Raw genomic sequence first — 21,683 nt, forward strand, 5'->3', positions numbered from 1 at the left:
CTCAGGCGGCAGCAGCCTGGCCGGCGGCAGCCGGGCCGGCCGCCTCCTTTGCTGCTTCCTCTTCCACCTTCGGCACCAGCGCCATCAACTGCTCCATCAGTTGGGCAAAGCGCTGCTGCCCGGGCTGCACCCGGTCGACGTGGGCCAGCACCCCGTGCGCTTCTTCCATCAGCTCGGCGCTGTAGCCGCGCTGCTGCATGTGCGAGATCAGGATTTGCGCCGAGTTGAACAGGATGCGCACGTTGTGCGGCAGCGCTGCCCTGGCATTGCGCATCCACTCGACCGCTTGCGGCAGCTTGCCGGTCTTCCACAGCAGCACGCCCTGGTTCATCAGGTCGATCGCTTCCTTGCGCGCGCCGCGGATCAGCTTTTCGCCCTCCTCGCCCATGCGCGCCTTCTCGAAGATCTGCTGCACCTCGTCCTGCAGGAAGCTGTTGTCGTGGTTGTTGCGGATCACGTAGCACAGCAGGTCGACCGGCGCTTCCTTGACGCCCACCGCGAACAGCAGGATCGCCATCTCGAGGCAGGTCGGCACGTCGGGCCGTTCCCCGGTCGACTGCAGCAGCGCTTCCAGCTCGTCGCCGGCCTTGCGCGCGCGGCGGTAGTCGCCGCTCTCGTGGTACACCAGGCCTTCGGTGATCTTGGTGCGCAGTTCCATGTCCGGATGGTCGGCGCCGAATTCGCGCTGCGCCGCGATCAGCAGTTGCAGCGCTTCCTTCGGATCGTTCTTCAGGCCGCACACGCGCGCCAGCCCCAGATAGGCGTCCGGCGTCTTGCGGATCGAGTACTCGCCGATCGAGATGCACTTGCGGAAGGCCTTCTCGGCCATGCCGACGTTCCCCAGCTTCAGGCTGGCCTGGCCGAGGTTGCGCTGGCGCGGCACGGAATTCGGCGAGAGCTTGGCCGCGCGCTCCAGCACGTTCAGCGCTTCCTCGTGCTTGCCCATTTTTTGCCAGGCCAGCGCCAGCTGGTCGTAGGCATCGATGTAGTAGCGGTTCTCGGCGATCACGGTCTGGAACATCTGGCGTGCCTGCTCATAGTCGCCGTCGGCCATGCGGATCTTGGCCAGGCCGGAGCGCGCCCACTGGTACTCGCGCTGGGCCAGCACGCGCTCGTAGGTCTCGCGCGCCTTGGCCGGCTCGCCGCTTTTCTCCATCAGGCGCGCCTTCATGCGCAGCAGGTCGATCTCGTGCGCCTTGCTCAGCGCGATCTGCTCGTCGCACAGGCGGGCGGCGCGCAGGTAGTCCTTCTCGGCATAGGCCTGGTCGATCAGGCTGAACACCTGCTTCTTGCGCCACACCCGGTTCAGGCGGCTCAGGAGCACGCCTTCGGTGATCGGCTTGACCAGGTAGGCGTCCGGCTGGTGCTCGGCCGCCCCCATCACCGACTCCACGCTCTTCTCGGCCGACACCATCAGGAACACGCTCGAAGGCAGCAGCAGGTTGCGCATGCGCGCTTCTTCCAGCACCTGCTGGCCGTTCTTGCCCTCGCCGAGGTTGAAGTCGCACAGCACCACGTCGTAGCGCGTCTTGTTGAGCAGGCCCATGGCCTCGCCGCCGCTGGAGGCCTGGTCGATGTTGCGCGCGCCCAGGCTGCGCAAGGCTTCGCGCAGCAGCTGGCGCACGCCGATGAAATCGTCGACCACGAGGTAGGTCTTGGACGCCCAGTCCACCTGTTCGGCGCTCGGCGCCGCCACGGCGTTGATCACGGCGTTCATGGCAGGGTCAGGATGAAGCAGCCGCCGCCCAGCCGGCCGCCGTTCTCGAGGCGCACGGCGCCGCTGCGCTCGCGATGGCGGTGCATGCGCGCGACTTCGCGCGAGAAATGCAGGCCCAGGCCGGCGCTGTTGGTCAGGAAGTTGACGCCGGACGCCATGCCGTTCATGGCCGCGCTCCCCGCCTCGAGCAGCGTGGCCGGGAAACCCACGCCATTGTCTTCGACGCGGATCTCGAGCCAGCCATCGCGCTCGCGCGCGCCCAGGAAGATGCGGTCGCGCGTGTAGTGGACGGCGTTGTTAACGGCATGCGAGACCACGCCGACGATCAGGTCCTCGTCGAAGTGCCAGACCAGCTCGGGATCGACGTCGAGCTCGAGCGCGATGCCGCGCGACTCCAGCAGCACCCGTTCGAGGGCGACCACCTGCTCGGCCAGCTGGCCGACTTCGAGCGGCTGCACGTCGAAGGGATACTCCGGCGTGCCGACGTGCTTGTACAGCGCCAGCAGCTGCATCAGGTTGTCGTTCAGGCGGCGCGTCTGGTACAGCATCTGCGCCATTTGCGGATAGGCCTTCTCGGTCTCGGGCGAGGCGTCGTCGAGCAGGCGCTCGAGGGTGCCGGACAGGACGCTGATCGAATTCTTCATGTCGTGCGCAGTCGACGCGAGGAACATGGACAGGGACGAGTGTGGGTCTTCCATCGAATTGGCCGGCTTCCAGCCTAAAAAATTACCGTAAGTCAATTATACCGCCGGCGATTTGACACTTTCTGGTGGAATGTAACTTATTGCGCTAACGCAACACGCTATTCATCCGCCGAAACGGGTCCACGTGGCGCGCGGCGGGCGCGCAGGACGAAGCGTGCCGGGTCGAGCGCATCGACCAGGTTTGTTTCCAGCGGCAGCGGCTCGCCCTCGAGCTGGGCGGCCAGCAGTTCCGCCGCCAGCGGCGCCCAGATCAGCCCGCGCGACGCATAGCCGAGCAGCGCATGCAGGCCGGGGTGGCGCGGCACGTCGCGCAGGCGCTCGGTACTGCCTGCGGCGCCGAAGTCCGGCAGGCGGCCGACCAGCGGCAGGCGGTCCGGTGCCACACAGCGGAAACCCACGCGGCCGGCCAGCGGCGCCCCGGCGGCAGCCAGCGGGTCGGACACCAGGCCGCGCAGGCGCTCGAGGTTCTCTTCGTGGCTCGACAAGCGCAGCTGCGGGTCGGCGTCGAGGTCGTAGGTGGCGCCGGCGCAGGCGATGCCGCCGGCCGCCGGGGTCAGGTAGGCTTCGCGGCACAGCACCAGGGGCAAGGCCGGCAGGCTGCCGCTGTCCAGGTGGCTGACCTGCCCGCGCAGGCTTGAGAGCGGCAGCTCGCGCGATTGCGCCAGGCTGCGCGCGCCGGCGCCGCTCGCCAGCACCACGGTCGGCGCCTGCGCGACCACGGCGCCGTCCGCGGCGCGCGCCAGCCATTCGTCGCCGCTGCGTTCCAGGGCGATGCTGCCGGCGCCGAAGCGGCGCACCAGCCGCTCGCCGCAGGACTGCAGCATCGCCTCGCATACGCTGCCGGGACGCGCCCAGCCGCCCTGCGGGAACAGCCAGCCGCCGCTTGGTGTCGGCAGCCCCAGCAGCGCCTCGGCTTCGGGAGCCTCGAGCCAGCGCGCGAAATCCGCCGGGTAAGGCGCTTCGCGCGCGATGGCGCGCGAGACTTCGGCGTGGCCAGGGTCGCGCGCGAGTTGCAGCACGCCGCAGGCCTGCCCTTCGATGGCGCCGCCGATGCCGCCCAGCTGGCGCCAGGCGCGCAGCGCATACAGGTAAGCGGCGCGGGTCAGGCGGGTCGGGATATTGTCGTCGCGCGACAGCAGCGGCATGAAGATGCCGGCCAGGTTGCCCGAGGCTTCCATCGCCGGCGCCGGGTGGCGCTCGACCAGGGTGACCTGCCAGCCGCGCGCGCACAGACTGGCGCAGGCGGCGGAGCCGGCCAGCCCTGCGCCGATCACCAGGGCGCGCTTGTCCGCTTGCGGCAGCACCGGCGGCACCGGCAGGCGCGGCTTGCGGCTGGCAAAGACCGCACGCCTGCCCTCATCGTCGAAGACGAAGCCCTGCGCCTGCAGCGCCGCGCGCTGCTCCTCCACCAGTCCCTCGGCCTCCAGCTGCGCCCCGCTCGCTGCGATGCGCGCCAATGGCCGTGCGAAAGCGGCGCCGGCGACGTCCTGCAGGAAAAAATGATCAGGCTGCGCGCCCAGCTGCGCCAGCGCGGCGTCGAACGGCGCCGCAAGCAGGGTCAGCGTCAGCCGCGGGTCGTCCTGCGGAATGCGGTGAAAGCCCGGCAGCAGGCCATCGGCAAGGGCCACCACGTGCAGCCGCGCAGGACGCTCGGGATCGGCGCGCCAGGCTTCCTGCAGGGCACGCACCCGGGCCCCGTCGCCGTAATGCGTGTCGAACACGGTGTAGCGCTCGCGGCCGCGCCAGTGTGCGCGCAGGTCCACATCAAGCCCCTGCGAAACGGAAGCAGGCCTTGTCGTGGTCGTTCACCACGCCGACGCCCTGCAGGTAGGCGTAGATGATGGTCGAGCCGACGAACTTGAAGCCGCGTTTCGACAGGTCTTTCGAGATGCGGTCCGACAGCGCGGTCTTGGCGGGGCGCGATCCGTCCGGCCAATCGTTGACGAGCGGCTTGCCGTCGACCCAGCCCCACAGGTAGGCGTCCAGCGTGAGCCCCTGTTCGCGCATCGCCAGGTAGGCTTTCGCGTTGCCGATCGCGGCCGCCACCTTCAGGCGGTTGCGCACGATGCCCGGGTTGGCCAGCAGCTCGGCCACCTTGGCCTCGTCGTAGGCGGCGATTTTGTGCGCATCCCAGTTGTCGAAGGCCAGGCGGTAGCTGTCGCGCTTGTTCAGGATGGTCTCCCACGACAGTCCGGCCTGCGCGCCCTCCAGGTTCAGCATCTCGAACAAGGTCGTCTCGTCGTGGCAGGGCACGCCCCACTCGTGGTCGTGATAGGCGATGTAGCGGGGATTGGCCATGTTGGCCCAGGAGCAGCGGGTCTGGTTCATCCCCGCAGTATAAACCCGTGGCCCTTAGCTGAGGACCTGCCGGTACAGGTCGAGGTAGGCCGCCCCCGCCTTCTCCCAGCTGAAGCGGCTCGCATGCTCGCGGGCACGCCGGGCGCCATCCTCGCGGGCGAAGCGCGCCAGCCCCTTGTTCAGGACCCCGGCCATGTGGTCCGGTTCGAAGCTGTCGAAGTAGAAGGCGGCGTCGCCGCCGACTTCCGGCAGGCTGGTAAAGCGCGACAGGAACACCGGGCGGCCGTGATGCATCGCCTCGATCACCGGCAGGCCGAAGCCTTCGGCGAGCGAGGGGAACAGGAAGGCCTCGCAGTGCGCGTAGTACCAGTCCTTGTCGAACCCGCTGACCGGACCGGTCACCACCACCCGCTCGGCCACGCCGAAGCGCGCCGCTTCCTGCATGATCCTGTCCCGGTAGGCTTCCTTGACCACGCCGGCGATCACCAGGCTCATATCGTTCGCGCGCAGCAGAGGCACGAGCACGTGGAAATTCTTCTTCGGGCAGACCATCCCGACCGCGAACAGGAAGCGGCCTTGCGGCAGGAAGCGCGGCTGGTGTCCCTCGGGCGCCCGGCTCGGATTGGTGCCATTGTAGATGACCGAGATCTTGTCCTGCGCCTCCGGGAAGAAGCGCAGGATGTCGCTCTTGACGAACTCCGAGATCGCCACGATGCGGTCGACGCCGCGGATCTTGCGGCCCATTCTCCACAGGTAGCGCTGGTATTTTGCCGTGCCGGGCGTGCGTTCGTGCACCTGGTTGAGGTCGTGGACCGTCATCACGGTCCGGGCGCGCACGCGCTCCGGGCCGAAGCGGCAATACTGGTCGGCGAAGTGGACCAGGTCGAACTCGCGCTTGCGCGGAAACAGCCAGCGGTGATACCTGCGGTGGCCCACGTAGGATGCCTCCTTGCCCAGGAAGCCGTGCTGCGCGGGATAGGTATAGGCGCTCAGGTCGACGCTGCCCTGCCCCTGCCTGGCCAGCTCCTTCGTCAGGCTATCGCCGAAGGTGTGCAGGCCGGTGTTCTCGAAACGCATGGAATCGAGCGTGATCAGGAGCTTCGGCCTCACGCAGCCGCTTCCTCCATGCGTTGGCCGCGTTGCTGCGCTGAAGTGCTGCGCCACCCGGCGACCACTTGCGCCACCTGGCGCGCACTGATCGCTTCCATGCAGCGGCAGTGCGCGGCCTCGGTGCAGCTGCCGCAGGCCTGCGCGCCGCAGAGCGACCGGGCACGCTGGCCGAGCGCGCCCCAGCGGGCGATGTCGATCGGCTTGATCGGCGGGAACAGGCCGAGCGTCGGCCTTCCCAGTGCCGCCGCGACGTGCAGCGGTCCGGTGCCGCTGGCGACCAGGCCGTCCGCCATGCCGATCAGCGCGACCAGGCCGTCCAGGTCCACCTGGCCGCACAGGTTGCGCACGTTCGGGCTGGCCAACAATTCGGGCGCCGCGCGCGCCAGCAGTTCGCCTTCGGTGCGGCTGCCCGTGACCCAGACCGCGATGCCGGGATCCTTGCTCAGCAGCGCGGCCAGTTCGGTGTAGCGCGCCAGCGGCCACTCGCGGCCGTTGCCGTTCGACTTGGGATGCAGGATCAGGTTGAAGCGCGTCGGATCGAAGAGATGGCCGACGCCGGCCTCGCCAGGCGCCTGCAGGCCGTACAGGGGCCAGATCTCGTCCAGGGCAGGCTGGCGCTCGATGCCGAGCGGCTTGAGCAGGGCGAAGTTCAGCTGGGCTTCGTGCAGGCTCGAGCGCGCCCGGCTGAAGTGCGCCAGCCGGTTGCAGCTGATCCAGTGGTGCAGGCGGTGGCTGCTGCCCACGCGGTTCGGCACGTGGGCGCGCCGCGCCGCGCGGCCGATGGCACGGTGCGGGAAGGCGAAGATGACGGTGTCGTATTCCCGGTCCTGGAACAGGCGGTCGATGTCCAGTTCTTCCAGCGCCAGCACGCGGTCGACGTGGCGGCAGCAGCGCACCACCGGCGCGGCATAGGCGCGGCAGACCATGTCGACCTGGACGCCCGGGATCGCCCCTTTCAGGAAGCCTGCCAGCGGCAGGGTGAGGACGACATCGCCGATGTTATCCGTACGGCAGATCAGAATGCGAGACAGGGCAGGATGCATGAAACGGTTTTCCGAAAGACTTCCGGGAGTCTGCGCCTGGCCGGGCCGCTCCCTTCATTGATCCAAAAACTGCAGGCGTAATGCATGGTTACCCCATCTTTACATGTTCTTACCTGCAATACAACCGCTGAGGTGCAAAAGCGACAGGCACCTGGTATGCCGGCGCTTATTTGCGCAACACGACGATGCCTGCCTGGTGCTTCGAGAACAGCAGGGTGGCCAGGCCCGCCAAGGCGCGCATGCCGGGAATGCGCAGCAGCTTGCCTACCAGGTTGTCGGCCTGCTTGCGGTACAGGGCGATATACAGGTAGGAAGCATGCGGATGCACGCTGAAGCTGCGGAATCCGACTTTCTTGCCGGCGCGGATGATCTTCGCCGGGTGCATGTCACGCTCGGTCGTGCCGAACTCCGCCATGATGGCGGCCGAACGGCGCGCGTGGCCCAGGCCGGGTTCGGAGGTGATGCAGATGCCGCCCGGTTTCAGGGCGCGCCAGGCGCTCTGCAGGGCGCCGACCTCGTCCACCGCATGGTGCAGGCAGTCGAAGAACACCACCACGTCGAACTCCTCGCGAAAGGAAAGCGACTCGTAGTCGCCGACCACGAAGTCGAGGTTCGGCAAGCCTTCCTTGTCCCGGAGCCGGCGTCCGGCGTCGATGGCTTCGGGCACCAGGTCGGTGCCGATCACGTCATAGCCGCGCTTGGCGAACAGCACGCTGGTCCATCCGGTGCCGCATCCCATGTCGAGCAGGCGGCCCCCTTCGGGCATCAGGCCGAGCATGGCGCCCAGTTCCATCATGTACAGGCCGCAATGGGCGTCGGACCAGGGCTTGTGCGTCGAATGCTGCATGCCCGCTTCGCCGATCCTCTTGAAATACTCGTACTCGCCCTGCGTCGCCATATGACTCTCGTGTTCAAGCAAAACGCCAATTCTAGCTGATCAAAGTACAAGGTTTCCTGAAATGCCATTCCCGCCTCATGGCGCCAGGGCCTGTGCAAGGCGGGCCACGCCGGCGCGGATCTCGGCCGGCGTGAAGGCCGAAAAGCCCAGCAGCATCCCGGGCGGCGCCGCGCATGCCGGGCCGGCCTGCGGGTGGACGTAGTAGGACAGCGGGCGCAGGTCGACGCCGGCGGCCAGGGCGCGCGCCACGGCCTCGGCTTCGCCCAGCGGGCCGGTGATGCGCGCGCAGACGTCCAGGCCGGTGTCCGCCGGGCCGCTGGCCAGCATGCCGCCCAGGCGGCTTGCCAAAGCCTCCATCATCGCGCCGCGACGCTCGGCATAGGCGTCGCGGGTGCGCCGGATATGGCGCGCGAAATGGCCCTGCTGGATGAAGTCGGCCAGCACCGCCTGCGGCACCACAGGGCTGTGGCGGTCGACCACCGCCTTCGCCTGCGTCAAGGGTTCGACCAGCGCCGGCGGCGCCACCACATAACCCAGGCGCAGGCCCGGAAACAGCACCTTGGACAGGGTGCCGACATAGATCACGCAGCCGGCGCGGTCGAGGCTTTGCAGCGAAGCGAGCGGCGGGCCGGTGTAGCGGTACTCGCTGTCGTAGTCGTCCTCGACGATCCAGGCGCGCTTCGCCTCGGCCCAGCGCAGCAGCTCGAGGCGCCGGCCCAGGCTCATGGTCACGCCCAGGGGCAGCTGGTGCGACGGGGTGGCGAACACCATCGCGGCGTCCGGATGGTGGGCGGCGGCATGGGCGACGTCCATGCCTTCGGCGTCGACCGGCACCAGGCACATGCGCGCACCGGCCACCTCGAAAGGCGCGGCGGCGCCCTGGTAGCCGGGCGACTCCAGCCACACGCCCTCGCCCGGCGCCAGCAGCAGCTGCGCCAGCAGGTACAGGGCCTGTTGCGATCCGGTGGTGACGATGATCTGCTCGGGCGTGCAGCGCACCCCGCGCGAGGCATTCAGGTAAGCGCACAGCAGCTCGCGCAGCAGCGGGTAGCCGGCAGCGGCGCCGTAGCCCAGCGGCAGCTCGCGGCGGCGCCAGTGCTGCGCTTCCAGCTTGCGCCAGACGTCGAAGGGGAACAGGTCCAGGCCCGGCATGCTCGGCCTGAAGGCCCGCAAGGGGCCCTGGTGATGCCGTACCCGCGCCATGCTGGAGGCCATCGCCAGGCCGCGTGCCGGCAGCGGCCGCGGCATGCCGGGCGCTGTGCCGGCAGGGTCTGGTGCCGGACGCGCGGCGGGCAGGCTGGCGTCCACGAAGGTGCCCTGCCCTACCCCGCCGCGCAGGTAGCCTTCGGCCGTCAGCTGCTCGTAGGCGGCCAGCACGGTCTGGCGCGACACCTGCAATTGCCGCGCCAGCTCGCGCGTGGCCGGCAGGCGCGTGCCGGGCGCCAGGCGTCCGTGCAGGATGGCCTCCTTCAACCGCGCATAGAGCTGGCGGAACAGCGGGGTGGCGGCGGCGCGCTCGAGCGGCGCGGCGGCGATCAGGTCGTCGATGTGCATTGGTACGCCCATCTTCGCGCGGATTGGCACTTTGGACAAGCCAAATGGTCTCTTAAGATAAGACCAGACCATCACGGAGGAAGCATGAAAGAGTTCGAAGCACGGGTGGCCTGGCAGCGCGCCGGCCAGGCTTTCCTGGACGGGCGCTACAGCCGCGCCCATGACTGGCAGTTCGACGGGGGCCTGCAGCTGCGGGCCTCGTCCTCGCCCCTGTCGGTGCCGCTGCCGATGTCCGACCCGGCGGCGCTCGATCCCGAGGAAGCGCTGGTGGCCGCGGCGTCGAGCTGCCACATGCTGTTCTTCCTGTCGCTGGCGCAGCAGCAGGGCTTCATGGTGGACAGCTACGTGGACGGGGCCGTGGGCTTTCTTCACGAAGACGAAGCGGGCCGCGTCGCGATGACGCGCATCGAACTGCGCCCGGCCATCGTGTTCGGCGGCGAGCGCCAGCCCTGCGCCGACGAGCTGGACGCCCTGCACCACGCCGCCCACGCGCGCTGCTACATCGCGAACTCGCTCAAGACCGAGGTCGTCGTCATGCGGGTGCGCTGATGTACCTGCCGACGCGTCACCACCAGCAGGACCCGCAGGCCATGCGCTCGCTCATCAGGGAGCATGCCCTGGGCATGCTCGTCACCCAGCATGGGGGACTGCCGGATGCCGATCACCTGCCCTTCGAATTCGCCGAGGGCGGCGGCGACGGCCTGGGCCTGCTGCGCGCCCACGTGGCACGCGCCAACCCGGTGTGGCGCCGCGCCGGCCAGCAGGTGCTGGCCGTCTTTCGCGGTCCCGCCGGCTACGTGCCGCCGGACCAGCAGGAAAAAATCGCCACGGGCGGCAAGGTGGTGCCGACCTGGGACTACCACGTGGTGCACGTGCACGGGCGCCTGCGTGCGATCGAGGATCCGGGCTGGCTGCTGGACTTCCTGCATGGCCAGACGCGGCACCACGAAGCGGGCCAGCCGCAGCCGTGGTCGGTGACGGATGCGCCGCCAGCTTACATCGACGGCATGCTCAAGGCGATCGTCGGCATCGAGATCGACATCGCACGCATCGAAGGGAAGTGGAAAGGGTGATCTGGTCCGGTGGACCAGATTCACACTCACTTCTTGTTCGGGATCGGTTCCTTGCCGGTCGCGGTGCTGGTGTCGTTGCCCGGCGTGCCGGCCGTGCCGGTGGCGCCGCGCGCGGTGCGGGCGATGAGTTCGTCCGCCGCCATCAGGTGCTGCTCGACGACCGGCCGCATCTTCATGGCCAGGGCCTTGATGTCCGGGTCCTTGATCTTGTCCATGTTGTCGCGCAGCTGCTCGTGCGTGACGCGGTGGTCGCGCCGGCCCGACTGCTTCATGTAGGTGCGGTCGAAGATGTCGCCCTTCAGGGCTTCGAGCATGGCGCCCTTGGCCTTGTGCTTGACGGTCAGCTCCTTCGGCAGTTCGACGCCCTTGGCCTGGGCCAGCGCCTGTACCTCGGCCAGCGTCTTGCTGTGCTCGTCGACCATGCGCTGGGCGTAGGCCTTGATTTCCGGGTTGACGGCCTTGCTGAGCGCAAGCTTGCCGGTCGAGATCTCGGCCATGTTGGCCTGCGCCATCTCGATCAGGGCATTGCGGTCCGAGCGGTCCAGTTTGGTCGCGGGGGCTGCCGAGTTTGCGGGAGCCGCGGGCGCGCCGGCAGCCGAGGCAGCGGCCGGCGCCGTACCCTGGGTGACCGCCTGGGCCTGGGCCTGGCTGGCGCCGGCGGCGAACAAGGCGCCCGCGATCGACAGCGCCAGAACACGGTGGATACGCAGTGTTTTCTGCATGGGATTCTCCTTGACACTTGCGTGTAGGCCGGCGGACGCGATGTACGACCGCCGGCGGGTGAGGCGTGGCTGCCGGTCGGCAGCCCGCGTGCTTACTTGCCCGAGGTGGTGCCGGACTTGGCCGACGACATCTGCTGGGCCGCCTTCAGGTGCTGCTCGACCGTCGGGATGGTCTTCTCGGCGGCGGCCTTCACGTCAGGATCCTTGGCGCTCTTGCTGATCTTCTGCAGCTTGGCGTGGGTGTCCTTGTGGTCTTTCAGGCCGGCCATCTTCATGTATTCCTTGTCGAAGGCATCGCCGCTGAGCTTTTCCAGCTTGGCCGCCATCGCCTTGTGCTTGGCGTCGAGTTCGGCCGGCAGGGTCACGCCCTTGGTCTGGGCCAGGGTCTGCAGTTCGGACAGGGCCTTGCCGTGGTCGTCGATCATCTGCTGGGCGAAGGTCTTCACTTCGGCGTTCTGGCTCTTGCTCAGCGCCAGCTTGCCGGTTTCGACTTCGGCCATGTTAGCGATGGCCATGTCCGTCATCGCCTTCATGTCGGCCTTGCTCAGCTTGGCCGCACCGGAACCCGTGGCGCCGGCGGCGCCCGACGCGCCCGAGGTGGAGTGCATGGTATCGGCGGTGTGCGACTTGGCGCCTTCGGCACGAGTGGTGCCCTGGCTGCCGGAGGCGCCCATCTGCGCGCTGCGGTCTTCCTTGCCCTGGCTGCTGGTGTTGTTGACGGTGCCGTCGGCGGCGGTCTTGCCGGTCAGGTTGGGGTTGCCCGTCGCGCTCTGGTTGCTCATCGACTGGGCGCTTTGGCCGGTGGTCTGGGCCTGCACGCCGACAGCGCTGAACATGGCGGCCACGGCACCAACTGCGAGCAACTGCTTGAGGGCCTGTTTCTTCTGCATGATGGTTCTCCTGTTATTGATGCTAGGGGCTGCCGCTCGGGATCGCCGGGCGGGCGTCTCCTTCTGACATCTGGCGATGTCGAGCGCGTTCGAGTGTAGCGCCGCGTATTCACAGGTAGCGCACGTTAGCCGTATAGCAATTGCTCTGTTATACGGGGGTGCGCGTCAAACGCCTGTCACAATCGGCAGGCAAGATACGCTTGTCCTTGGGAAGGGATCCTGGCGGCGCAAGCCGCCCTACCGGCGCCGGCGGTCGGGAAATATACCGGCACCAATTCGTTGCCCTGCGAGCGCGCAGGGCAGCAGCATCACAGCAGCGGGATCAGGATGTCGTAGGCGTTATCGGGACGGTTGCCGTCGTGGAGCGTCGGCGTGTAGCGGCGGTCGTAACGCTCGATGCGCCAGCCTTCCTCGTCCTGCACCATGCCCAGCTGCTCGATGGCGGCATGGCCGGTCAGGTAGGTGGCCTGCACCCGCGTGACGGGTCCGCGGTGCGTCAGCATCGCATAGCGGCGCTCCGGGATGCGGATGCCGATCATGCCCGGCGGCAGCGCGTTGAGGTCGCCGACCTCGGCGGCGATGCACTCGATGCGCACGCCCTGCTTGTCCTGCAGGCTGACGCCGTAGCGCAGCCCATTCGTTTCGCCCAGTTCGCTTTCGCGCTCCAGGAAAGTGTTCCAGATGTCCGGCATATCCGCTTCCAATTCCGAGAGCGGACCTGCAAGCGGCAGTCCGGCGAGCTTCATTTCAGGTAAGGTGACAGTGGAGATGTGCATGGTATCGGCTACGCAAGTGGACGAAGAAAATTATAGCCTTAACTCCTCGACAATATTGTCACGAAATCAATCGTGCGCACCTATTTTTCATGATCTGGCAGGACGAATGTGCAACAGCGCACACAGGCGTATTGACGCCGGGCGCGCAGTACGCACATTCCAGCTTCGCAACCGTCCACCCTCGCATTCTTGCAGTTCGTCGCAAACGGCACCCGGACCCGTTCCGTCTCCCTACAATGGATTCATACCACTTACCGGAGACCACCATGCAACGCCTGATCCTTGCCGCAGTCCTGTCCCTCGCTTCGATCACGGCTCATGCCGACGAGCAAGTGCGTAGCGTGACGCCTTTCAAGGGCATCGCCGTGCACGGCCCGGTCAGCCTGGTGGTGGAAGCCGGTAAATCGTTTTCGCTCAAGGTACAGGGCGACCCGCGCTTCATCGAGCGCGTCACCAGCGAAGTGGTGGACGGCGAACTGCGCCTGGACATGAAGGACAGCACCCGCAACAGCCTGAAAAGCAGCGACCGCGTGGTCGTCACCCTGCCTTCGCTGCAGACCTTCAAGGGCGAAGGCGCCGGGGAGATGCGCCTGACCAAGGTGCGCGGCGAGCGCCTGGACGTCAACTACCGCGGCGCCGGCCGCCTGGCCATCGACGGCGAGGTGCGCGAACTGCGCCTGTCCGCCCAGGGCGTGGGCGAGGTCGACACCAAGGGCCTGATTGCGCAGGACGCCAACGTCAGCTTCGAAGGCATCGGCTCGGTCAAGATCTACGCCAAGGACAAGCTGAACGCCAACGTGCGCGGCATGGGCGACCTGACTTATTACGGCAACCCGCGCGTGGTGAACAAGTCGGTATCGGGCATCGGCAGCGTGGTGGCGGCCAAATAAGCCGCTCAGCGGTTAACGATATCCAATAAGACTTCGGCATGGCAAGGACCGTCGAGCGGGCACCAGCAGGCCAGGTTCTTGCCGCGCAGCGCTTCGCGCGCCTGCGCGGCCAGCTGCTGTCCTTCCGGGCTCGCCTCCAACCAGCGCCGGTAGGCGGCCACAGCTTCGGCCACGCTTGGCATCGCCGTGTATCTCGTACCCACCGGCGTGCCCGGCACCGCATCCGGCGCCACCGAGAACGGATTGCCCCAGCGCCCGGGACGCGCCACCGACACCGTGTTCGGCGGCAGCTTCCACCCCTTCTTCCTGCTCAGTTGGACGCGTACCGGTTTCATCGCTTTCCCTATAGTTGTGCGATCTGCGCGTCGATTTTCTTCAGCGCGCGCTCGCTGCGCTCACTATACCGGTCCGTCAGGTAATCAAGGCGCCCGCGCATGAGCAGGGTGATCTTGAAGAGTTCCTCCATCACGTCCACCACGCGATCGTAATAGGCCGAGGGCCGCATTCGGCCCGCCTCGTCGAACTCCTTGTAGGCCATCGGCACCGAGGACTGGTTCGGGATCGTGAACATGCGCATCCAGCGTCCCAGCAGCCGCATCGTGTTGACCACGTTGAAGGACTGCGAGCCGCCGCATACCTGCATCACGGCGAGCGTGCGGCCCTGGCTCGGCCGCAGCGCGCCCTGCTCCAGCGGAATCCAGTCGATCTGGTTCTTCATCACCGCCGTGATCGCGCCGTGGCGCTCGGGGCTGCACCACACCTGCCCTTCCGACCACAGCGACAGCGCGCGCAGCTCGACCACCTTCGGATGCGTCTCGGGCACGCTGCCAACCATCGGCAGCTCCATGGGGTCGAAGATTTTCACCTCGGCGCCGAAGTGCTCGAGGATGCGCGCTGCCTCGTAGATAAGGAAGCGGCTGAAGGAACGCTCGCGCAGCGAGCCATACAGCATCAGGATGCGCGGCGGATGGTTCAGGTCGCCGACGGGGGCGAGCTTGTCCATGCTGGGCATGTCGAGCTGCTCGGCGTTGATGTTGGGCAGGCCGGGAATCCGGCCCGGATCGTTTGTCTGATTCATGATCATGGCTCTTCAGCTCAGGCGCAGTGCCAGCGCGCACAGGGTAAGGAACAGGATGGGCAGCGTCAGCACGATACCCACACGGAAGTAATAGCCCCAGGAGATCTCGATGTTCTTCGCGGACAGCACGTGCAGCCACAGGAGCGTTGCCAGGCTGCCGATCGGCGTGATCTTCGGGCCGAGGTCGGCTCCGATCACGTTCGCGTAGACCATCGCTTCGCGAATCACACCCTGGGCTGAGGTGGCGTCGATCGCCAGCGCCCCGATCAGTACGGTCGGCATGTTGTTCATGATGGACGACAGGATGGCCGTCATGAAACCGGTACCGAGCGCCGCTCCCCACACGCCGTACTCGGCGCAGCGGTCCAGCAGCGCGGTCAGGTAGTCGGTAAGGCCGGCATTGCGCAGGCCGTACACCACCAGGTACATCCCGAGAGAAAACACGACGACCTGCCATGGGGCGCCACGCAATACCTCGCGCGTCGAAATGCGGTGGCCGCGTGCTGCAACCGCCAGCAGCAATAACGCGCCGGCGGCGGCGACCGCGCTGATCGGGATGCCCGCGTCGTCCAGCCAGAAGAAGCCCACGAGCAGCATGAGCAGCACCCACCAGCCGGTAAGGAAGGTGGCGCGATCATGGATCGCCTCCTGCGGGCGCTTGAGCTGTGCCAGGTCGTAGGCGGCCGGGATGTCCTTGCGGAAGAACCAGACCAGTGCCGCGAGCGTCGCCGCGACCGAGACCAGGTTGACCGGCACCATCACGGCGGCGTAGCGCGCGAAGCCGATGCCGAAGTAGTCCGCCGAGACGATGTTGACCAGGTTCGATACCACCAGCGGCAGGCTCGCGGTGTCGGCAATGAAGCCGGCGGCCATGACGAAGGCCAGCATGGCACGGGCAGTAAACCGCAGTGCCGCCAGCATGGCGATGACGATGGGCGTGAGGATCAGTGCCGCGCCATCATTGGCAAACAGCGCCGCAACGGCTGCCCCTAGCAGGACCAGCAGGATGAACAGCAGCCTGCCATTGCCCTGGCCCCAGCGCGCAACGTGCAGGGCCGCCCATTCGAAGAAGCCGGCCTTGTCCAGCAGCAGGCTGATGATGATCACGGCAACGAAAGCCCCGGTGGCATTCCAGACGATATTCCAGACGACCGGGATGTCGCCCACCTGGATCACGCCGGCCAGCAGGGCCACGAGCGCACCGGCCGAGGCGCTCCAGCCGATGCCGAGACCGCGCGGCTGCCAGATGACGAGTGCGAGCGTGGCGAGGAATATGAGAAAGGCGATCAGCACAGGAATCCTTCAGGCGCCGATCAGGCCGATCTGGTCGAGTTCCGCCTTGAAGCGCGCACGGTCGGACTTCAGCTCTTCCAGCGGCAGCGCCAGGAAAGCCTCGATCCGTGCGCGCAGCGTCGCGTATGCCTGTTCGAAGGCGGCATCGATCTCCTGTTCCGTGCCCACCACATGGCTTGGGTCTTCCACGCCCCAGTGCGTGCGCAGGACCGGGCCCAGATAGGCCGGGCAGGTCTCGCCTGCGGCGCTGGCGCACACGGTGACCACCACGTCGGGAGACGAGGGCAGCGCGTCCCAGGACTTGCTGTAATAGCCCTCGGTGGAAATCCCTTTGCCGGCGAGCAGGGCAAGCGCCTTGTCGTTCAGCTTGCCGGTCGGCTGGCTCCCAGCGCTGATGGCATGCCAGCCTGCCGGCGCCAGGTGGTTGAAGACCGCTTCACTGATGAGGGAACGGCAGGAATTGCCGGTGCAAAGGAAAAGTACGTTCATGGGAAACCCTTGATAAAAAATGCGAAAAGAATCAGGCGCTGGCGCTGCCGCAGGCATTGCCCACGGGCATACACGGGTTGCCCCCGCAGCAGTTTTCGGTCAGGAAGGCCAGCAAGGCATTCATGGTGTCGAACTGGGCTGCGTAGATGATGAAGCGCCCCTCCTGGCGCGGCGTGATCAGGCCCGCGTGGCTCAGTTCTTTCAGGTGGAAAGAAAGCGAAGACGCCGGTATGCCGAGCGCCTCGGCGATCTTGCTGGCGGCCATTCCGGCAGGTCCCGCCTGCACCAGCAGGCGGTAGGTGGCCAGGCGCGATTCCTGGGCCAGTGCGGCCAGCGCCGCGATGGCGGCCTTGGTATCCATGGTGGTGTCCCGTGTCATTTCTAGATATCTCGAATTATAAGCCTGTTTGACAACCCTTCGAATTTTATCGAAATAATTTGACAGCTTGATGACAAGAGAATTATTCTATTTTCGTCAAACGACGAATAACGAATACCACCGGAGAACAACCATGAACCAGATCGATGCCACCCTGCCCGTCGCCGTCCTGGGCGCCGGCCCCGTCGGACTTGCCGCCGCCGCGCACCTGCGCGCATCTGGCCTGACGCCCCTGCTGCTGGAGGCCGGCGGCGCCGTCGGCGCCAACCTCGACAGCTTCCGCCACGTGCGGCTGTTCTCGCCCTGGCGGTACAACGTCGACAAGGCGGCGCGCCGCCTGCTCGAGGGCACCGGCTGGACCATGCCCGATCCGGACGCGCTGCCGAGCGCCGGCGAGCTGCTTGACGGCTACCTCGCGCCCCTGGCGGCCCTGCCCGCGATCGCCGACGTGCTGCACCTGCGCCACCGCGTCAGCGCCATCACCCGCGTCGATGCCGACAAGGTGAAGACCCGCGGCCGCGCCGAATCGCCCTTCCTGGTCCGCGCCGAGACGCCGGACGGCCCGCGCGACTACCTCGCCCGTGCGGTGATCGACGCCACCGGCACCTGGTCGCAGCCGAATCTCCTCGGCGCCAACGGCATCCCCGCGATCGGCGAAGCGGCGCTGGCGGCGCGCATCGCCTACGGCATGCCGGACGTGCTGGGCGCCCAGCGTGCGCGCTATGCAAACAAACGGGTGCTGGTGGTCGGCGCCGGCCACTCCGCCGCCGGCACCCTGCTGGCGCTGGCGCAGCTCGCCGCCGAGCATCGGGACACGCAACTGGTCTGGGCGACGCGCGGCAGCCAGCTGGCGCGCGTGTTCGGCGGTGGCGATGCGGACGGCCTGCCCGCGCGCGGCCAGCTGGGGCAGCGCCTGCAGGCGCTGCGCGACTCCGGACAACTCGAGATGCGCCAGTCCTTCCCGATCCATGCGCTGCAGGAAGCGCACGGCCGCATCACCGCCCTCGATGCGGACGGCAACAGCATCGGCGGCATCGACGAAATCGTCTGCGCCACCGGCGCGCGGCCCGACCTGGACATGACGCGCGAGCTGCGCACGCGCCACGATCCGTGGTTGGAGAGCACCGATGCGCTGGCCCCGCTGATCGACCCCAACGAGCACAGCTGCGGCAGCGTACGCCCGCACGGCCACCGCGAACTGGCCCATCCCGAGACCGGTTACTACGCGGTCGGCGCCAAGAGCTACGGCCGCGCGCCCAACTTCCTGCTGGCCACCGGCTACGAGCAGGTGCGCTCGGTGGTGGCGGCGCTCGCCGGCGACCTCGCCGGCGCCGACGACGTCCAGCTCGATTTGCCGGAAACGGGTGTCTGCAATACCCGCAGGGTCTACCAGCAGCCGGCGTCGAGCTGCTGTACAGTGAAGGCTGCGAACGCCACCTGCTGCTGAACGTCCGCGCCATCGCTCCAGGAGATCATGTTGTCGCCCGCACGCAAGACCATCGGCATCCTCGCCTTCACCCAGATCGCATCGTGGGGATCGCTGTACTACGCCTTCGCCGTCCTGGCGCCGGCCATCCAGCGCGAACTCGGCATCGGTGCCGAGACCGCCTTTGCCGCCTTCTCGTGGAGCCTGCTGGTGGCAGGCGTGGCGGCGGCGCCGGTCGGCGCGCTGGTCGACCGCCACGGCGGACGCTACGTGATGGCGGCCGGCTCGCTCGCCAGCGCGCTCGGCCTGGCCTGGCTGGCGAGCTGTGCCACGCCCGCCTCCTATTTCGGCGCCTGGACCCTGATCGGACTCGCGATGGCCCTGACCCTGTATGAAGCGGCCTTCGCCACCATCAACCGCAAGATCGAGGCCGGGGCGCCGCGCGCCATCTCGACATTGACCTTGTTCGCCGGTTTCGCCAGCACCATCTTCTGGCCGCTGACCCTGGCCATCGACGCACGGCTGGGCTGGCGCGACACCTTCCTGCTGTACGCGGTGCTGCAGCTGGCGGCATGCCTGCCCCTGCACCTGTGGCTGGGGCGCGATGCACCGCGCCCTCCCGTGTACGCCGATGCGCCGCGCGACAGCCACACGCTGGCCGAAGCCATCCGCCATCCGGTGTTCTGGAAATTGGCGCTGGCCTTCTCGGCCAACGTGTTCATCTTTTCGGCGCTGGCGGCGCACCTGATCCCGCTGCTGCGCGTGCTCGGCCACAGCGCGAGCACCGCCGTGCTGCTGGCCGCCCTGGTAGGACCGATGCAGGTGGCCGGCCGCATCGGCGAGCGCACGCTGGCGCGCGACCGGGCGCCGCAGGTAGTGGGGCGCTTCGTGTTCGCCACCCTGCCCTTCGGCCTGCTGGCCCTGGCGCTGCTGGGCACGCGGGCCTGGGCGGTAGCGCTGTTCTGCGTGCTGTACGGGATGAGCAACGGAGTGCTGACGATCATCCGCGGCACCCTGCCGCGCGCGCTGTTCGGTCCCCGCCACTACGGCGCCATCACCGGCGCACTGGCTGCGCCCTCGCTGCTGTCGAAAGCGGCCGGTCCCCTGATCGGTGCCGCCATCCTGTCAGGCGCCGCCGGCCAAGTGGTCCTGCCGCTGGCGCTGTTCGGCTGTGCGCTGGCCTCGCTGCTGCTTTACCTGTCGGCCGTCAAGCCGGTGCGCGCGGCGGACGTGCCGGATACCGCACAGGCTTGACGGCGCGGCAAGCGCTTCCTATCCTCGTCGTCCAACACCAGATCGAAAGCATCCATGACCAGTTCCTGCTGCGCCCCGGCTGCCTTGCCTGCGGCCGCCATCGACACCGACGACCTTGCCGCGCTATGCAAGGCGATCGGCCACCCCGCGCGCCTGCAGCTGCTGCGGCACCTGATCAAGCATGGCGACTGCTACTTCGGCAGCCTGGCCGACGTGCTGCCGCTCGCCGCCTCCACCATTTCGAAGCACGTCTCGATCCTGAAGGAAGCCGGCCTGATCGAAGGCTCGTCCGACGTGCAGCGGGTCTGCTATTGCGTACGCCCGGAACGGCTGGCCCAGCTGAAGGCGATGATCGGCGCGCTGTGACGCGCCCGCGCGTCAATTCCGCAGGCGCGACGCCAGCTTGCTGAAGAACCTTGCGCCGGGACTCGCGCCCGCTTTACCGGCTATGGATGCTCGAACGCGACCGCGCATCCGGCCCGCAGGGTGTTGTGCACCTCGGCCACCGCGTCGGTCTCGGCCAGCAGGCGGGAGATGTCCTGCGCCGGCGCCGCCGAGCGCACCGTGGCGCGGTAGCGGATATCGGTGGCGGCCAGTCCGATGCCGGGGAATTCTGCGCTGGCCTCGACCTGCACGCCGTCGATCGGGATGCCGAGGCGCCGCGCTTCGCGGTACAAGTCGTTGCAATAACAGGTCGCCAATGCCAGCATCAGGAACTCGCCGCCGTTCACGCCGGAACCGGGGCCGGACGCCCTGGGCGGCACCGCCAGCGCCTGGCGGCTTCCGTCGGTGTCCACCTCGGCCCGATGGGCCGCGGGCGAATTGTCGACCAGTGCGGTAATACGCATCGCATCCTCCATTGCCCGGAAGGGGCAAGGCAATGCTAGCGCATCTAGGTCCGCTGCGACGGCATGCGCGGCAGGAACACGGCCAGGATGCCCAGCAGCGGCAGGAAGGAAGCGATCCGGTACACGTACTCGATGCCGGTGGTGTCGGCGACCGCGCCCATGACGGCGGCGCCGATGCCGCTGATGCCGAACATCAGGCCGAAGAACAGGCCGGCGATCATGCCCACCTTGTCCGGCACCAGCTCCTGCGCGAACACCACGATGGCCGAGAAGGCGGACGACATCACCAGCCCGATCACCACCGACAGCACGGCGGTCCAGAACAGGCTCGCATAGGGCAGCGCCAGCGCGAAGGGCGCGGCGCCCAGGATCGAGAACCAGATCACGCGCTTGCGGCCGATGCGGTCGCCGATCGGGCCGCCCGCGAAGGTGCCTGCCGCCACCGCCGCGAGGAACAGGAACAGGTACATCTGCGCCGCCTCCACCGAGACGTGGAAGCGCTCGATCAGGTAGAAGGTGTAGTAGCTCGACAGGCTGGCCATGTAGATGTACTTGGAGAACACCAGCAGCGCCAGCACGGTCAATGCCCAGATGACCCGTCCGCGCGACAGGCCCGGTCCCGCATGGACGGCCAGCCTGCGCGTGACGGTGCGCAGGTGACCCGCGTACCAGCGGCTGACGCCGACCAGCACCGCGACCGCCAGCAGCACCAGCAGCATCAGCCAGGCGATCCTGCCCTGGCCCTGCCCCACGATGATGGCGGCGGCCAGTAGCGGGCCGAACGCCGACCCGAGATTCCCGCCCACCTGGAACAGCGACTGCGCGAAACCGAAGCGCCCGCCCGAGGCCAGCCGCGCCACGCGCGAGGCTTCCGGGTGGAAGGTCGAAGAGCCGATGCCGATCAGGCCGGCCGCCAGCAGCAGCATGGCGAAGCTGCCGGCCGTCGCCAGCAGGGCGACGCCGCCCAGCGTGACGCACATCCCGGCCGGCAGCAGGAAGGGAATCGGGCGCCGGTCGGTGTACAGGCCGATCCAGGGCTGCAGCAGCGAGGCAGTGCACTGGAAGGTCAGCGTGATCAGGCCGATCTGGGTGAAGCTGAGCGCGAATTCGTCCTTGAGCAGCGGGTAGATGGCGGGCAGGACCGCCTGCACGCAGTCGTTCAGCAGGTGGACAAAGGCGACCGAAAACAGGATCTGCATCACGACTGCCGGCGGCGCGGCGGATGCTGGTGAAGATGATGT

Annotated in this window: 24 protein-coding genes; 6 read left to right on the forward strand and 18 right to left on the reverse strand. The window is 67.7% G+C overall.

The genetic code is table 11. The features are described 5' to 3' along the window. Position 1: 1 nt before the first annotated feature. From ACK6C6_RS17445 to ACK6C6_RS17480, 8 genes are all read right to left on the reverse strand, one after another. Positions 2-1,717, reverse strand: coding sequence for a tetratricopeptide repeat protein (locus tag ACK6C6_RS17445; RefSeq protein ID WP_209589213.1), 1,716 nt, complete (start codon positions 1,715-1,717; stop codon positions 2-4). Beyond that, positions 1,714-2,415, reverse strand: a complete 702-nt coding sequence (locus tag ACK6C6_RS17450; protein ID WP_409268451.1) for a sensor histidine kinase — start codon at positions 2,413-2,415, stop codon at positions 1,714-1,716. The genes ACK6C6_RS17445 and ACK6C6_RS17450 overlap by 4 nt, the downstream gene beginning before the upstream one ends. A gap of 104 nt (positions 2,416-2,519) precedes the next feature. Further along, positions 2,520-4,184, reverse strand: coding sequence for an FAD-dependent 5-carboxymethylaminomethyl-2-thiouridine(34) oxidoreductase MnmC (gene mnmC / locus ACK6C6_RS17455; protein ID WP_409268452.1), 1,665 nt, complete (start codon positions 4,182-4,184; stop codon positions 2,520-2,522). Between the two features lies 1 nt (position 4,185). Further along, positions 4,186-4,749: a DNA-3-methyladenine glycosylase I gene (locus ACK6C6_RS17460; RefSeq protein ID WP_409268454.1), complete on the reverse strand. Its 564-nt coding sequence runs from the start codon at positions 4,747-4,749 to the stop codon at positions 4,186-4,188. A gap of 24 nt (positions 4,750-4,773) precedes the next feature. Next, positions 4,774-5,829 (reverse strand): glycosyltransferase family 4 protein, encoded by a 1,056-nt coding sequence (locus tag ACK6C6_RS17465; RefSeq protein ID WP_409268455.1) that lies wholly within the window; start codon positions 5,827-5,829, stop codon positions 4,774-4,776. After that, positions 5,826-6,872 (reverse strand): glycosyltransferase family 9 protein, encoded by a 1,047-nt coding sequence (locus ACK6C6_RS17470; protein ID WP_409268457.1) that lies wholly within the window; start codon positions 6,870-6,872, stop codon positions 5,826-5,828. Before ACK6C6_RS17470 ends, ACK6C6_RS17465 begins: the two co-directional genes overlap by 4 nt. Before the next feature lie 166 nt (positions 6,873-7,038). Continuing rightward, positions 7,039-7,770 carry a class I SAM-dependent methyltransferase gene (locus tag ACK6C6_RS17475; RefSeq protein WP_409268458.1) on the reverse strand — a complete coding sequence of 244 codons (732 nt, stop codon included), beginning with the start codon at positions 7,768-7,770 and terminating at the stop codon, positions 7,039-7,041. 75 nt (positions 7,771-7,845) lie between these two features. Then, complete coding sequence (locus tag ACK6C6_RS17480; protein WP_409269191.1) at positions 7,846-9,354, reverse strand: PLP-dependent aminotransferase family protein; 1,509 nt, start codon at positions 9,352-9,354, stop codon at positions 7,846-7,848. A gap of 54 nt (positions 9,355-9,408) precedes the next feature. Between ACK6C6_RS17480 and ACK6C6_RS17485 the strand changes: the two genes are divergently transcribed. Further along, a complete protein-coding gene (locus ACK6C6_RS17485) occupies positions 9,409-9,873 on the forward strand; it encodes an OsmC family protein (protein WP_409268460.1) in 465 nt (154 codons plus the stop codon). Then, a complete protein-coding gene (locus ACK6C6_RS17490) occupies positions 9,873-10,397 on the forward strand; it encodes an FMN-binding negative transcriptional regulator (RefSeq protein ID WP_409268461.1) in 525 nt (174 codons plus the stop codon). The genes ACK6C6_RS17485 and ACK6C6_RS17490 overlap by 1 nt, the downstream gene beginning before the upstream one ends. Positions 10,398-10,423: 26 nt before the next feature. Here ACK6C6_RS17490 and ACK6C6_RS17495 read toward each other — a convergent pair whose 3' ends face one another. From ACK6C6_RS17495 to ACK6C6_RS17505, 3 genes are all read right to left on the reverse strand, one after another. Further along, positions 10,424-11,119, reverse strand: a complete 696-nt coding sequence (locus ACK6C6_RS17495) for a DUF4142 domain-containing protein (protein ID WP_409268462.1) — start codon at positions 11,117-11,119, stop codon at positions 10,424-10,426. A gap of 92 nt (positions 11,120-11,211) precedes the next feature. Then, a complete protein-coding gene (locus tag ACK6C6_RS17500; RefSeq protein WP_409268463.1) occupies positions 11,212-12,009 on the reverse strand; it encodes a DUF4142 domain-containing protein in 798 nt (265 codons plus the stop codon). A 308-nt stretch (positions 12,010-12,317) separates the two neighbouring features. After that, the gene (locus tag ACK6C6_RS17505; RefSeq protein WP_409268464.1) at positions 12,318-12,785 is read right to left on the reverse strand and encodes a GyrI-like domain-containing protein; all 468 of its coding nucleotides are present in this window, start codon (positions 12,783-12,785) and stop codon (positions 12,318-12,320) included. A 266-nt stretch (positions 12,786-13,051) separates the two neighbouring features. Between ACK6C6_RS17505 and ACK6C6_RS17510 the strand changes: the two genes are divergently transcribed. Next, positions 13,052-13,675: a head GIN domain-containing protein gene (locus ACK6C6_RS17510; protein WP_285374747.1), complete on the forward strand. Its 624-nt coding sequence runs from the start codon at positions 13,052-13,054 to the stop codon at positions 13,673-13,675. Positions 13,676-13,680: 5 nt separating this feature from the next. Here ACK6C6_RS17510 and ACK6C6_RS17515 read toward each other — a convergent pair whose 3' ends face one another. Genes ACK6C6_RS17515 through ACK6C6_RS17535 form a run of 5 tightly spaced genes read right to left on the reverse strand, consistent with a single transcriptional unit; the run spans position 13,681 to position 16,896 of the window. Next, complete coding sequence (locus ACK6C6_RS17515; protein WP_409268465.1) at positions 13,681-14,010, reverse strand: DUF4326 domain-containing protein; 330 nt, start codon at positions 14,008-14,010, stop codon at positions 13,681-13,683. 8 nt (positions 14,011-14,018) lie between these two features. After that, positions 14,019-14,753, reverse strand: coding sequence for an arsenical resistance protein ArsH (arsH, locus tag ACK6C6_RS17520; RefSeq protein WP_409268467.1), 735 nt, complete (start codon positions 14,751-14,753; stop codon positions 14,019-14,021). A gap of 12 nt (positions 14,754-14,765) precedes the next feature. Then, entirely contained in the window at positions 14,766-16,046 is a 1,281-nt protein-coding gene (locus tag ACK6C6_RS17525) for an arsenic transporter (RefSeq protein ID WP_209589199.1), read from the reverse strand. Positions 16,047-16,055: 9 nt separating this feature from the next. Further along, positions 16,056-16,535: an arsenate reductase ArsC gene (locus ACK6C6_RS17530; protein ID WP_409268469.1), complete on the reverse strand. Its 480-nt coding sequence runs from the start codon at positions 16,533-16,535 to the stop codon at positions 16,056-16,058. Between the two features lie 31 nt (positions 16,536-16,566). Continuing rightward, entirely contained in the window at positions 16,567-16,896 is a 330-nt protein-coding gene (locus ACK6C6_RS17535) for an ArsR/SmtB family transcription factor (RefSeq protein ID WP_409268470.1), read from the reverse strand. Between the two features lie 151 nt (positions 16,897-17,047). On the opposite strand from ACK6C6_RS17535, the gene ACK6C6_RS17540 reads away from it, so the two are divergent. From ACK6C6_RS17540 to ACK6C6_RS17550, 3 genes are read left to right on the forward strand one after another with little or no spacing between them, the layout of a single operon-like run. Beyond that, positions 17,048-18,361: an NAD(P)-binding domain-containing protein gene (locus ACK6C6_RS17540; protein ID WP_409268471.1), complete on the forward strand. Its 1,314-nt coding sequence runs from the start codon at positions 17,048-17,050 to the stop codon at positions 18,359-18,361. A 27-nt stretch (positions 18,362-18,388) separates the two neighbouring features. After that, on the forward strand, positions 18,389-19,594 hold the full coding sequence (locus tag ACK6C6_RS17545; RefSeq protein ID WP_409268472.1) for an MFS transporter: 1,206 nt from the start codon (positions 18,389-18,391) through the stop codon (positions 19,592-19,594). A gap of 54 nt (positions 19,595-19,648) precedes the next feature. Continuing rightward, positions 19,649-19,960 carry a helix-turn-helix transcriptional regulator gene (locus ACK6C6_RS17550; protein ID WP_036208649.1) on the forward strand — a complete coding sequence of 104 codons (312 nt, stop codon included), beginning with the start codon at positions 19,649-19,651 and terminating at the stop codon, positions 19,958-19,960. 80 nt (positions 19,961-20,040) lie between these two features. Here the strand turns inward: ACK6C6_RS17550 and ACK6C6_RS17555 are convergent, their stop codons facing one another. Beyond that, positions 20,041-20,442, reverse strand: coding sequence for an OsmC family protein (locus ACK6C6_RS17555; protein ID WP_409268473.1), 402 nt, complete (start codon positions 20,440-20,442; stop codon positions 20,041-20,043). A gap of 44 nt (positions 20,443-20,486) precedes the next feature. Next, positions 20,487-21,641 carry an MFS transporter gene (locus tag ACK6C6_RS17560; protein ID WP_409268474.1) on the reverse strand — a complete coding sequence of 385 codons (1,155 nt, stop codon included), beginning with the start codon at positions 21,639-21,641 and terminating at the stop codon, positions 20,487-20,489. Positions 21,642-21,683 lie beyond the last annotated feature (42 nt).

Source organism: Massilia sp. BHUDP2 (assembly GCF_046236355.1).
GTDB classification, from domain to species: Bacteria; Pseudomonadota; Gammaproteobacteria; order Burkholderiales; family Burkholderiaceae_D; genus Telluria; species Telluria varians.

Excerpts from the sequence above, each read along its gene's own strand:
- ACK6C6_RS17555 (WP_409268473.1), bottom strand. The coding sequence starts at position 20,442 with ATGCGTATTACCGCACTGGTCGACAATTCGCCCGCGGCCCATCGGGCC.
- ACK6C6_RS17545 (WP_409268472.1), top strand. The coding sequence starts at position 18,389 with ATGTTGTCGCCCGCACGCAAGACCATCGGCATCCTCGCCTTCACCCAG.
- ACK6C6_RS17515 (WP_409268465.1), bottom strand. The coding sequence starts at position 14,010 with ATGAAACCGGTACGCGTCCAACTGAGCAGGAAGAAGGGGTGGAAGCTG.
- ACK6C6_RS17490 (WP_409268461.1), top strand. The coding sequence starts at position 9,873 with ATGTACCTGCCGACGCGTCACCACCAGCAGGACCCGCAGGCCATGCGC.
- ACK6C6_RS17450 (WP_409268451.1), bottom strand. The coding sequence starts at position 2,415 with ATGGAAGACCCACACTCGTCCCTGTCCATGTTCCTCGCGTCGACTGCG.
- ACK6C6_RS17550 (WP_036208649.1), top strand. The coding sequence starts at position 19,649 with ATGACCAGTTCCTGCTGCGCCCCGGCTGCCTTGCCTGCGGCCGCCATC.
- arsH (WP_409268467.1), bottom strand. The coding sequence starts at position 14,753 with ATGAATCAGACAAACGATCCGGGCCGGATTCCCGGCCTGCCCAACATC.
- ACK6C6_RS17540 (WP_409268471.1), top strand. The coding sequence starts at position 17,048 with ATGAACCAGATCGATGCCACCCTGCCCGTCGCCGTCCTGGGCGCCGGC.
- ACK6C6_RS17530 (WP_409268469.1), bottom strand. The coding sequence starts at position 16,535 with ATGAACGTACTTTTCCTTTGCACCGGCAATTCCTGCCGTTCCCTCATC.
- ACK6C6_RS17460 (WP_409268454.1), bottom strand. The coding sequence starts at position 4,749 with ATGAACCAGACCCGCTGCTCCTGGGCCAACATGGCCAATCCCCGCTAC.
- ACK6C6_RS17505 (WP_409268464.1), bottom strand. The coding sequence starts at position 12,785 with ATGCACATCTCCACTGTCACCTTACCTGAAATGAAGCTCGCCGGACTG.
- ACK6C6_RS17495 (WP_409268462.1), bottom strand. The coding sequence starts at position 11,119 with ATGCAGAAAACACTGCGTATCCACCGTGTTCTGGCGCTGTCGATCGCG.
- ACK6C6_RS17510 (WP_285374747.1), top strand. The coding sequence starts at position 13,052 with ATGCAACGCCTGATCCTTGCCGCAGTCCTGTCCCTCGCTTCGATCACG.
- ACK6C6_RS17445 (WP_209589213.1), bottom strand. The coding sequence starts at position 1,717 with ATGAACGCCGTGATCAACGCCGTGGCGGCGCCGAGCGCCGAACAGGTG.
- ACK6C6_RS17485 (WP_409268460.1), top strand. The coding sequence starts at position 9,409 with ATGAAAGAGTTCGAAGCACGGGTGGCCTGGCAGCGCGCCGGCCAGGCT.
- ACK6C6_RS17470 (WP_409268457.1), bottom strand. The coding sequence starts at position 6,872 with ATGCATCCTGCCCTGTCTCGCATTCTGATCTGCCGTACGGATAACATC.
- ACK6C6_RS17475 (WP_409268458.1), bottom strand. The coding sequence starts at position 7,770 with ATGGCGACGCAGGGCGAGTACGAGTATTTCAAGAGGATCGGCGAAGCG.
- ACK6C6_RS17535 (WP_409268470.1), bottom strand. The coding sequence starts at position 16,896 with ATGGATACCAAGGCCGCCATCGCGGCGCTGGCCGCACTGGCCCAGGAA.
- ACK6C6_RS17500 (WP_409268463.1), bottom strand. The coding sequence starts at position 12,009 with ATGCAGAAGAAACAGGCCCTCAAGCAGTTGCTCGCAGTTGGTGCCGTG.
- ACK6C6_RS17560 (WP_409268474.1), bottom strand. The coding sequence starts at position 21,641 with ATGCAGATCCTGTTTTCGGTCGCCTTTGTCCACCTGCTGAACGACTGC.